This window comes from Kitasatospora sp. NPDC093558, assembly GCF_040683475.1.
Classification (GTDB): Bacteria; Actinomycetota; Actinomycetes; order Streptomycetales; family Streptomycetaceae; genus Kitasatospora.
In genome coordinates, this window is record NZ_JBFBDY010000196.1 from 1 (window position 1) to 11,045 (window position 11,045).

Below are 11,045 nucleotides of genomic sequence, written 5' to 3' on the forward strand. Positions count from 1 at the left end.
CCGCCCGAGCCGCCGCTCGGCCCGATCTCCGCGACCCTCGCCGACGCCGACCTGTCCGTGCTCAACCTGGAGACCGCGATCACCGGCCGCGGCGCCCCCGAGCCCAAGCTCTACACCTTCCGCACCTCGCCCAAGGCCCTCGACGCCCTCAAAGCCTCCGGCGTCGACGTCGTCTCCATGGCGAACAACCACGCCGTCGACTTCGGCGCCGACGGCCTCGCGGACACCCTCGCGGCCAAGGACTCCGCGCCGATCCCGGTCATCGGCGTCGGCCGCACCGCCAAGGAGGCGTACGCGCCGTACGTCTCGACCGTGCGCGGCGTGAAGGTCGCCGTGGTCGCGGCCAGCCAGATCGAGGACCTCACCAACCAGAAGTGGCGCGCCGGCGCCGCCAAGCCGGGCATCGCCTCCGCCCTCGACGTCCCCGCCGTGGTCAAGGCGGTGGAGGACGCGAAGCGCCAGGCGTCCGTCGTGCTCGTGTACCTGCACTGGGGCGAGGAGGGGAAGGCCTGCCCGACCGCCGCCCAGACGTCCATCGCGAAGAAGCTCGCCGCGGCCGGTGCCACCGCCGTGGTCGGCACCCACGCCCACACGATGGTCGGCGCCGGCATGCTCGGGAACACCTACGTCGGGTACGGCTTCGGCAACTTCCTCTGGTACGGCACCTCCAACTACCCGTTCTCGAACGAGACCGGCGTCACCACGCTGACCGTCACCGGCGACGGCCGGGTGACCGGCGAGGCGTTCGCCCCCGCGACGGTCGACGACCGGGGCGTCCCCGTGCCCGTCACCGGTGCCGCCGCCGAGGCCGCGCTCAAGCGGCGCGACGGCCTGCGCGGCTGCGCGGGACTCGCGGCCGCTCCCGCCGCCGCGCACTGAGGTCGCCGACGTCCCGGGTGGTCAGCGCGGCGGCCACGGACAGCCCCGTGCCGCGCGAGGCCGCCAGTCGCTCGCGCACCTCACGCGGCGTGCGCGGGCGCCAGCCGGGCCCGTCGCAGCACGAGGAGTGGAACGTCACGCCCGCGCGCAGCAGGGCCGTGAGCGCCCGCCAGCCGGCGTCGTCGCGCTTCTTCGGCACCTCCAGGTCGTGCCCGGCGTCCACCAACTCCCCGCCGCAGCGCGGGCATCCGTCCCGTCCGGCCGCGCCGTGGCGCTTCGTCGACACCCGGCACGGCACGCACACGTAGTGTCGTCGGGAGGTCTGCGATCGTGTGCACATGGGAGTCACGGTAGGGGAGTTGATGCGCGAGGGCATCCGGTTTCCGGCGCGTGCGGGCGATGGCGAGTTGCGGATCCGCGAGATCGAGGGAGCGGACGGGGCCCGGCATGGGAGGCGCGCGGGCGGGAGGGTGCGCTGACGGCGTCCCGCCCCCGCTACGGCTCGATCGGGCAGCCGTCGGCGGTGGTGCCGGCCCATGTCGACCTCGAAGGGCAGGTCCTGGCGGCCGGTGATCGCCTCGACCTTCCTGTCGCTGGAGAAGCGCCGGCGTCGGCGAGTTGACGGGCGGTGCGGAGTCTGGGCGTGGGCGAACAGCTATGTTAGGTTAGCCTTACCTAATCAGGCTGGTCAGAGGGGAAGTCCGTGCTGCAGTCCGAACTCGCCGGTACGGTCGCCCTGGTCACCGGGGCCGCCCGGGGCATCGGCGCGGCCGTCGTCCGGGCGCTGGTCGCCGAGGGCGCCGTCGTCGCGGCGGCGGACCGCGATGCCGGGGCGCTCGCCGTGCTCGCCGAGGAATCGCCCGCCATCCGCCCGTACGTCCTGGACGTCACGGACGCGGCGGCCGTCGAGGCCTTCGTGGCGTCGGCCGAGGCCCGACTGGGGCCGCTGGGCGCGCTGGTGAACGTCGCCGGGATCCTCCGGGTCGGGCCCGCCGTCGAACTCTCCGACCGGGAGTGGGCGGACACCTTCGCCGTCAACTCCGCCGGGGTGTTCCACACTTGCCGCGCAGTCGGCCGGCGGATGGCCGGGCGCGGCGCCGGTGCCATCGTGACCGTCGGCTCCAACGCCGCCGGAGTCCCGCGCGCCGGGATGGCCGCCTACGCGGCTTCCAAGGCGGCGGCCACCATGTTCACCCGCTGCCTCGGACTCGAACTCGGCCGCTCGGGCGTGCGCTGCAACATCGTGTCACCGGGCTCGACCGACACCGCGATGCAGCGCGCCCTCTGGGGCGACGACGCCGAATCCGCCGAGGCCGCCCGACAACGCGTCATCGACGGCGACCCGGCCGCCTGGCGGGTCGGCATCCCGCTAGGCCGGATCGCCGCGCCGGCCGACGTCGCCGAGGCCGTGCTGTTCCTGGTGTCCGACCGGGCGCGGCACGTCACCATGCACGACCTGTACGTCGACGGCGGCGCCACGCTTCGCGCCTGACGGGGCGCCTCGGGCACCGCGGCGATCCTCCCCCGGGCCCTCGTCGGCCGTTTTGCGGCGCTCGCTCTTTTGCGGCCCGCGTCCTCCGCCGGTCCTCGCGACCGTCAACTCCCGGGCAGCTCCCGGACGTCCACCCCACGCAGACTGGAGAATCCAGGTGACCACGGTCCACCACGCCCCCGTCGGGGACCCGCCGCGTCCTCACGCGGACACCGCCGCCCCGGACCGCACCGCTCCCGACCACACCGTCATCGGCGCGGCCAGCGGCCTGCTCGGCCAGTACCGGGCCGCGCCCGGCGAGGCGTTCTTCGCCTCGCCGACCCGGACCCTGCTCACCTCCGGCGTCCACGCCCGGGTGCCGCAGGACGGGCGCCCGCTCCCCGTCCGCGTCGCCGAGACGCTCGCGCGGGCGCGCCGGGCCGGCGTCGAACGGCCGCTCGTGGTCGGCGCGTTGGGGTTCGACCACGACGCGCGGGCCGAACTCGCCGTGCCCGCACGGGTCCGCGCCACCGGCGCGCTGCGCGACGACCCCCTGATAGCCCTCCCCGCGCCGCCCGCCGAACGGACGGACTGGAGGGTGCGCCCGGTGCCCGAGCCCGCCGGATACGGCGCCGGCGTCGCCGCGGCCGTCGAGCGGCTGCGCGCAAGGGAGTTGAGCAAGGTCGTCCTCGCCCGCACGCTCGAACTGACCTCCGGCGCCCCGCTCGACCTGCCCGCCGTCCTCCAGCGGCTCGCCCGCCGCGACCCCGGGGGCTACACCTTCGCCGTCCCCTCCGGCGGCGGCCGCACCCTGATCGGCGCCAGCCCCGAACTCCTGCTCTCCCGCCGCGGCACGGCCGTCCTCGCGAATCCGCTGGCCGGCTCGGTGCCGCGCAGCGCCGACCTCGGCGAGGACGTCCGGCGGGCCGCGGCCCTGCTCGAATCGCCCAAGGACCTGCACGAACACGCTGTCGTGGTCGACGCCATCCGCACCGCGCTGGCCCCGTACTGCCGCACCCTCGACGTGCCCGCGCGGCCGACCCTCGTGCGCACGGCCGCCATGTGGCACCTAGCGACGACGATCACCGGCGAACTGGCCGACCCGGCCGCCTCCGCGCTGGAACTGGCCGCCGCACTGCACCCGACCCCGGCGGTGTGCGGCACCCCGACTCCCGTCGCCCGCCGAGTCATCGGCGAGACCGAACCCTTCGACCGCGGCCTGTACGCCGGCATGGTCGGCTGGGGCGACGCGGACGGCGACGGCGAATGGGTGGTCACCATCCGCTGCGCCGAGGCGGACGACCGCACGCTGCGCGTCTTCGCGGGCGCGGGCGTCGTGGCGCAGTCCCGTCCGGAGGCCGAACTCGCCGAGACCGAGGCCAAGTTCCGCACCTTCCTGGACGCGGCGGGGGTGCCGCGGTGACGCCCCTGGAAGAGGTGGCGGCCGGGTTCACCCCGTACCCGACCGCGTTCGCCGAGCGCTACCGGGCCGCCGGGTACTGGCGCGGCGAGACGTTCGGCCGGATGCTGCGCGAGCGCGCCGCCGCGCACGGCGAGCGCGTCGCGATCGTCGACCCCGCCGGGGAGGGGCGGTGCTGGACCTACGCCGAACTCGACCGCCGCGCCGACCGGATGGCCGCCGGGCTGCGGGCCCGGGGGATCCGGCGCGGGGACCGCGTGGTGGTCCAACTCCCCAACGTCGCCGAGTTCTTCGAGGTGGTCTTCGGACTGTTCCGGATCGGCGCACTGCCGGTCTTCGCGCTGCCCGCCCACCGGTACACCGAGATCTCGCACTTCTGCTCCTTCACGGGCGCGGTCGCGTACGTGATCCCGGGCGCCGACGGGGGCGTCGACGGGGGCTTCGACTACCGCGAACTGGCCGACCGGGTACGGGCGGAGAGCCCATCGCTGCGGTTGGTGCTGGTGGCGGGGGAGGACCCCGGAGGGTACGTGCGGCTGGCCGACGTGCCGTGCGACGTGCCCCTCGGCCGGGAGCTCGACGGCCGGTTCGACGGCCCGTTCGACGAGCCGCAGCCCTGGGACGTCGCGTTCCTCCAGCTCTCCGGCGGCAGCACCGGCGTGCCGAAGCTGATCCCGCGCACCCACGACGACTACATCTACTCGCTGCGCGGCTCCGTCGAGCTGTGCGCGCTCGACCGGGACAGCGTCTACCTGTGCGCGCTGCCCGCCGCCCACAACTTCCCGCTCAGCTCGCCCGGTTCGCTCGGTACGCTCTACGCGGGCGGCCGGGTGGTGTTCTGCCCGCAGCCGGGCCCCGAGACGGCGTTCCCGCTGATCGGCCGCGAGGGTGTGACGATCACCGGCCTGGTGCCGCCGCTCGCCCTGCTCTGGCTGGACGCCGCCGAGCACGGCGCGCGGGGCTTCGAGAGCCTGGAGGTGCTGCTGGTCGGCGGCGCCAAGTTCAGCGAGGAGGCCGCCCGCCGGGTGGGCCCGGTCCTCGGCTGCACGCTCCAGCAGGTGTTCGGGATGGCCGAGGGGCTCGTCAACTACACCCGCCTGGACGACCCCGAGGACGTCATCGCCACCACCCAGGGCCGCCCGATCTCCCCGGACGACGAGGTCCGGGTCGTCGACGACCACGACCGGGACGTGCCGGACGGGACCACCTGCCACCTGCTCACCCGCGGCCCGTACACGATCCGCGGCTACTGGAACGCGCCCGGGCACAACGCCGGCTCCTTCACGGCGGACGGCTTCTACCGCACCGGGGACCTCGTCCGGCGCACCCCGACGGGCCACCTCGTGGTCGAGGGCCGCGCCAAGGACCAGATCAACCGCGGCGGCGAGAAGGTCGCCGCCGAGGAGATCGGCGGCATCATCGCGCACGCGGTCGCCGTCCGGCTCCAAGAGCTCGGCCACGCCGTCGAGTTGCTCGCGATCCTGGACGCCTACCCGGCCGAAGGCTTCCGCGAGCTGCCCGTCCCCGACCAGGCCGAGGCCCTGGAGGCACTGCTCACCATGGGCGGCTACGGCCCGGCCGACCTCGCCGGGCAGCCGCTCGAACTCGCCTCCGTCACCGCCCTGTTGCGCCGCCAGAGCAGCCCGCTCGCCGGACTCGCCGACGCCACCGTCGAGGCCCTCAACCGGATCTACCTCAACACCAACCACCTCGTGCGCGGATACGACCACCGGCGCTTCGACGGCGACGTGCTGTTCTTCCGCGCGACCGTCGACACCATCGACGAAACCCTGGTGCCGGAGCTCTGGGCGCCGTACGTGTCCGGCCGGATCGCCGGCACCGACGTCGCCTGCTCGCACAAGGACATGACCCTGCCCGCCCCGATCGCGCACATCGCCCGCGTGATCGCCGACCACCTGGAGAGCACCGCTCATGAGTGACGCACCCACGAACCCCTTCGACGCGGACGGCGACTTCCTCGCCCTCGTCAACGGCCAGGGCCAGCACTCCCTCTGGCCGGTATTCGCCGCCGTCCCGGCCGGCTGGGACGTCGCCCACGGCCCGTGCGGACGCACCGCCGCCCTGGACTGGATCGGCGCGCACTGGACCGACCTGTGACCGCTCCCGTACCCGCCCCCGCACCCGCCGCCCGTCCCCTCCTCGACGGCCGGCTCGCGGTGGTCGTCGCCTACACGGCGGCGATGTGCATGAACGGCCTGGACTCGACGATCGTCAACCCCGCGCTGTACACGATCGCGGGAGACTTCGGCCGGCCGGTCGAGGCGGCCAACGCGGTCGAGACGGCGTTCCTCGTCGGCCTCGCCGCCGGACTGCCCGCGGCCGGCCGGCTCGGCGACCGGTACGGGGTGAAGCGGGTGTTCCTCGCCGCGCTGGCCGCTTTCACGCTCGCCTCCGCGCTGTGCGCCGCCGCCCCCGGGCTGGGCGCGCTGGCCGCCGCCCGGGCCGTCCAGGGCGTCGCGGGCGGCCTGTTGACGCCGGTCGGGATGACGCTGCTGTTCCGCGCCTTCGCCCCGCACGAGCGGGCGGGCCTCGGCAAGGTGCTGATCGTCCCGACCGCACTGATGCCGGCCCTCGGCCCGCCGCTCGGCGGCTTCCTCACCGAACGCCTGTCCTGGCACTGGCTGTTCCTCGTGAACGTGCCGATCGGCGTGGCCGCCGTGGCCGTGGGACTCGTCGGCCTGCGCGCGGGGGAGGAGCCCCCGGCGGGGCGCTTCGACACCACCGGCTTCCTGCTCGCCACCCCGGGCCTGGGCCTGCTCACCTACGCCCTCGGCTTCGGCCCGGCGCAGGGCTGGTCATCGCCCGGGGTGCTGGTGAGCGGGGTGGCGGGGGCGGGGCTCCTCATCCTCGCTGTCCGCCACCAACTCGGGGCCGCCGAGCCACTGGTGGACCTCCGCCTGCTCGCCGACCGCACCTTCGGCGCCGCCACCTGGCTCGCGCTGCTGACCTCGGCCGGGCTGATGGGCGCGCTGTTCGTCCTCCCGCTGCTCTACCAAGTGGCGCTCGGCGTATCGGCGTTGGACGCGGGCCTGAGCGTCTTCCCGGAGGCGGTGGGCCTGATGGCCGCCTCGCACGTGGTGGACCGCCTCCTGCCCCGCCTGGGCCCGCGCCGCCTCGCGCTGCCTGCCTTGCTGCTGGCGGCGGCCGTCCTGGCGGCCCTGGCGGTCACCGAAGGCCCGTGGGCGGTACGAGCGTTGATGTTCGCCGTCGGCCTGGTCCTGGGCACTGCGGTACTCACCCTGCAGATCGCCGGCTTCGCCGACGTCCCCCCACCGGCGACGGGCCGGGCGATGGCCCTCTTCACCATCGTCCGCACCCTCGGCGGAGCCCTGGGCATCGCCGCCACGGCCGCCCTCATCGGCCTCCTCGCCGACGGCGACAACCCCACCCCCTACCGCATAGCCCTCCTGGCCACCGCCCTCCTGATCGCCACCGGAACCCCGCTCGCCACCCGCTTCCCAGGCAAGCCACCGGCCGGCATGACCCCGTGACCGACCCCACCCACCGTACGGTGACCACATGAACCCTGAGCGCTACCGCCTGCTCGAAGAGGCCCGATGGAGCCTCCCGGAGGGCTACAAGGTGGAGCTGTCCGGCGACATCATCGTGATGCAGGCGTCGCCGTCCCCGATCCACCAGCGCAACCTGGCTCTCGTCCAGCGCCAGTTCGAGGCGCATTGCCCGCCCGGCTACTTCCCGACCGGCAACAGCGACCTGTCCTCGCCCGAAGCCGGTTCGGTCAGGAACCCCGACCTCACCTACGTGCCGGACGAGGTCACCGACCTCCCCGAGCACGACATCCCCGCCGAGCTGGCCCTGATCGCGGTCGAGATCGTCTCGCCGTCCAACCCGGAGAACGACTGGACCGGCAAGGTCCGCGACTACCCGCGCATGGGCTTCCCGCTCTACCTGATCGTCGACCCCCGGCAGAAGACGGTGACGCTGTTCTCCGAGCCGAACCACGACCGCTACCACACGCGGACCGAGCGGAAGTTCGGCGATGCGATCCGCATCCGCGACCCGTTCGGTTTCGAACTGGATCTGTCGGGGCTCGTCCCCTACAAGGACTGAGCGAGCGGACGCGGGCAGGGCCGCTCCCCGTGGAGATCGGGGAGCGGCCCTGTGGTGCTCGGGGTCAGCGGATGGTGGCGTGGCTGGTCGTGGTGACGGTGTTGGCGGGGTTGTCGTTGTCGGTGATCGTGACGGTGATGGTGTAGGTGCCGCGGCGTCCGTAGGTGTGGGTGCCGTCGACGAAGAACGGGCCGCCGGTGGCGCCCGAGATGGTGCCGGTGGAGGTGGTGTTGTCGCCCCAGCTGATGGTGGCGGTGTAGTCGGCGGCCAGCGCCTTGGTGTCGGGGTCACTGAAGACGGCGACGTGCCCGGAGACCGGGCGCCGGGCGCGGCCGGAGAGGTCGAGGCCGGAGCCGCTGATCGGCTGGTCGGTCCACGTGACGGTGGCGCTGCCGGAGGTCTGGACGGTGCCGGAGGTGTTGGTGAAGCTCGCCTGGACGGTGTCCGTGCCGACGGCGGTGCCGGTGTAGGCGAAGGTGGCGTTGCCGTTGGTGTCGGTGGTGACGCTCCCGGTCTTGCCGGCGTTCGGGCCCGACAGGACGGTGAACGTCACCGGCACGCCCGCCTGCCCGGTGCCGCCGGCCTCGATGGTGGCGGTGAGCATCGCGTTGCTGCCGGTGTTCTGCGACTGGCTCACCGGGACGAGGTTGATGGTCTCGGGCTTGGTCCAGGTGACGGTCACCGTGTTCGAGGTGCGCTGGTTGCCGTCCACGTCGGTGACGACGGCGTCCAGGCTGACCGTGCCGACGGTGCTGCTGGTGTAGTTGAACACCGCGTTGCCGTTGCTGTCCGTCGCGACGACTTGCAGCGGCGTCGGTGAGCCCCCGGTCGAACTGAGCTGGTCGAACGTCACCTGCACCCCCTGCTGCGGCGCGCCCCCGGCCGTGACGTTGGCCGTGAGCGGCGCGGTGCCGCCGGAGGTCTGCGTCTGGCTGGCCGGTGTCAGCGTGACGACCGGGACGGGGACCCACTGCACGGTGGCCACGGCGGAGTAGGTGTTCATCCGGGTGTCGGTGACCGAGGCCGTCACCATGTCGCCGCCCACGTGGGCGCCGGTGTAGGGGAACATCGCCAGGCCGCCGGAGTCCGTCATGACGTCCCCCGTGGTGTTGTTCGGGCCCTGGACGGCGAAGTGCACCGAAACGTGTTGCAGCGCATTGCCGTTGGCGTCCGTGACCTTGGCCGTGAGGGTCGCCTGATCGCCGGCCACGTGTGTGGAGGAGTTCGGCGTCAGCGTCAGCACGTACGTCGGCTGCCAGTTCACCTGGACTTGGCTCGCGTTGACCGGGTTGCCGAACTGGTCCTGCACCTGGGCGCCCACGATGTCGGCGCCGGGCCGGGTGCCCGGGTAGCTGAGGACGGCCGTCCCGGAGGTGGTGCTGCCGACGTCGGCGACGACCGGCTGCGGCCCGCTCGCGGCGCCGTTCGGGCCCATCACGTTGAAGGTGACGTTCGCGGGCAGCATGTAGCCCGGCGGCACCGTGACGGAGGCGGTCACCGTGGCCGTCCCCTGGACGCCGAGGGTCTGGCTCGGCGGGTTCAGGGTGATGGCGACGGCGGGCTGCCAGGAGACGAAGGCCTGGTTGGAGAAGTCCTGGGTGACGTTGTCCGACTCGACCACGCTGGCCTGGAAGCCGTCGGTGATCTGAGCCTTCGTGCTGTTGTCCGTGAAGGCCGCCTGGCCGCTGCCGTCCGTCATCATGGTCGCGGTCTGCCCGGTGGCCGGACCGCTGATGACGGTCAGCGTGACGGTCTTCCCGGCACCGACCAGGGTCCCGTCGCTCGTGTTCCGCACGGTGGCGGTGAGCATCGCGGTGGCGCCGACCGTCGGGCTCTGCGTCAACGGCTGGAGCATGACGGAGTACTGCGGCGCGGCCGCGTGGGCCTGCGGGAGCTGGGAGCCGAGCGAGATGGCGAGCCCGAGCAGGCCCGCGAGGGGGGCCAGGAGTCGTCTTCGGAAGAGGATCACGAGAGGGGCCTCCGGAGGTGGGGAGCTGGTGGCCGCACCGCCGAAGTCCTGCGCCTCGCGGCGCGGCATCCTGATTTGACCGGTGGTCGGCGTGCGAACGGGCCCTGCCACGGGTCCGGCGGCCGGATTTCACCCGGCCGCCGGACATCCGTCCGACAAGCTACGGCCGGGCCGCCGGCTCCCGGGCGGTCACTCGCTCGGCCAGAGGATCATCTTCGCGAGGGCGTGGCGGGCCGGGGCGCCGCCCAATGCCGTGAGGGCTGTGCGGAGGTCGTGGAGGTCCGCGACGGTGAGCTGGAGCGGGGGTTCGTCCGGCTGGTAGGTGGTGCGGATCGGGTAGTCCACGCCGGGCGTGGTGGTCATCTCGATGTGGCAGCCGAGCACGTGGGTGACCGGGCGGCGGTCGGAGAAGGCGATCAGGCGGTCGACGGTGCGCGTGAACGCGGGCCAGTCGTCGATGTAGAGCCGCCCGGGGTAGACGGTGTCGCCGGTGAGGAGGATGCCCGTCCACGGGTCGTAGTACGTGACGGCGGCCGGGTGGTGGCCCGGGGTGGCGAGGCACTCCAGGACGCGTCCGCCGCCGAGGTCGACGGTGGTCACGGCGTCCGGGTCGGCGTCGAAGCCGAAGTAGGGCCACGCGACGGCCGGATCGGCGGCGATCACGGTCGTGCCGGGGCGGCCGGCGAACTGGCCGTCGCCCGCCACGTGGTCGCCGTGCGGGTGGGTGTGCAGGACGAGCAGTTCGTACCCCTCCCGCGGATGGCGGGCCAGCCACGTCCCGATCAACTCGTCGACCACCGGGCGCAGCGGGAAGTGGGCGGCCTCGGCGGTCGCCCCGGTGTCGATGAGCACCGCCCGTTCGGCCCCGAACAGCAGGTACAGGAACGGCGCTTCGTAGTGGACGGCCTTGTTCTGCCGCAGCACGACGGTGTGTTCGTCGTACGCGTGGACCTGGATCTCCGGCCCGGTGTCGTGCTTGGCCGACGGCGAGCCGTGGATCCACCGCACGTCCAGCGGCCGCGGCACCGGGACGGCCCGGTCGGACTCGGGCATGACGCCTCCTCGGTGCGTCGTCTTGTCGGGCCGGGTACGGCGCACGTCTCGTCCGGGGCGGGCGCGCCGGTGCGCCGCCACCGGGACGCTAGCACGGTGCCGGCCCGCCCCCGGGACGTGCCGGCGGGGCGGGGCGCCGGGGGCCCCGGGGGGCCGGCCGG

General features: G+C 73.8%; 10 protein-coding genes and 1 riboswitch. Of the genes, 7 read left to right on the forward strand and 3 right to left on the reverse strand.

Annotation, left to right across the window (positions count from 1 at the left end):
- Positions 1-879: CapA family protein (locus AB0O00_RS19555; RefSeq protein ID WP_363653397.1), on the forward strand; the 879-nt coding region annotated here is incomplete at its 5' end.
- Here AB0O00_RS19555 and AB0O00_RS19560 read toward each other — a convergent pair.
- Entirely contained in the window at positions 815-1,219 is a 405-nt protein-coding gene (locus tag AB0O00_RS19560) for a hypothetical protein (RefSeq protein ID WP_363653399.1), read from the reverse strand. The two genes, AB0O00_RS19555 and AB0O00_RS19560, sit on opposite strands and share 65 nt — an antisense overlap.
- A gap of 363 nt (positions 1,220-1,582) precedes the next feature.
- On the opposite strand from AB0O00_RS19560, the gene AB0O00_RS19565 reads away from it, so the two are divergent.
- The 6 genes from AB0O00_RS19565 (at position 1,583) to AB0O00_RS19590 (ending at position 7,862) form a co-directional block, all read left to right on the forward strand.
- A complete protein-coding gene (locus AB0O00_RS19565; protein WP_363653401.1) occupies positions 1,583-2,371 on the forward strand; it encodes a 2,3-dihydro-2,3-dihydroxybenzoate dehydrogenase in 789 nt (262 codons plus the stop codon).
- A 250-nt stretch (positions 2,372-2,621) separates the two neighbouring features.
- Complete coding sequence (gene dhbC / locus AB0O00_RS19570; protein ID WP_363653415.1) at positions 2,622-3,773, forward strand: isochorismate synthase DhbC; 1,152 nt, start codon at positions 2,622-2,624, stop codon at positions 3,771-3,773.
- Positions 3,770-5,710, forward strand: a complete 1,941-nt coding sequence (locus AB0O00_RS19575; RefSeq protein WP_363653403.1) for an AMP-binding protein — start codon at positions 3,770-3,772, stop codon at positions 5,708-5,710. Before dhbC ends, AB0O00_RS19575 begins: the two co-directional genes overlap by 4 nt.
- Entirely contained in the window at positions 5,703-5,888 is a 186-nt protein-coding gene (locus tag AB0O00_RS19580; protein ID WP_363653405.1) for an MbtH family protein, read from the forward strand. Before AB0O00_RS19575 ends, AB0O00_RS19580 begins: the two co-directional genes overlap by 8 nt.
- Positions 5,885-7,282: a DHA2 family efflux MFS transporter permease subunit gene (locus tag AB0O00_RS19585; protein ID WP_363653407.1), complete on the forward strand. Its 1,398-nt coding sequence runs from the start codon at positions 5,885-5,887 to the stop codon at positions 7,280-7,282. Before AB0O00_RS19580 ends, AB0O00_RS19585 begins: the two co-directional genes overlap by 4 nt.
- 28 nt (positions 7,283-7,310) lie before the next feature.
- The gene (locus AB0O00_RS19590; protein WP_363653409.1) at positions 7,311-7,862 is read left to right on the forward strand and encodes a Uma2 family endonuclease; all 552 of its coding nucleotides are present in this window, start codon (positions 7,311-7,313) and stop codon (positions 7,860-7,862) included.
- 64 nt (positions 7,863-7,926) lie between these two features.
- On the opposite strand, the gene AB0O00_RS19595 is transcribed toward AB0O00_RS19590, so the two are convergent.
- Positions 7,927-9,831: an Ig-like domain-containing protein gene (locus AB0O00_RS19595; protein ID WP_363653411.1), complete on the reverse strand. Its 1,905-nt coding sequence runs from the start codon at positions 9,829-9,831 to the stop codon at positions 7,927-7,929.
- 189 nt (positions 9,832-10,020) lie between these two features.
- On the reverse strand, positions 10,021-10,884 hold the full coding sequence (locus tag AB0O00_RS19600) for an MBL fold metallo-hydrolase (protein WP_363653413.1): 864 nt from the start codon (positions 10,882-10,884) through the stop codon (positions 10,021-10,023).
- A gap of 11 nt (positions 10,885-10,895) precedes the next feature.
- A riboswitch (guanidine-III (ykkC-III) riboswitch) is annotated at positions 10,896-10,965 on the reverse strand.
- Between the last annotated feature and the right edge of the window lie 80 nt (positions 10,966-11,045).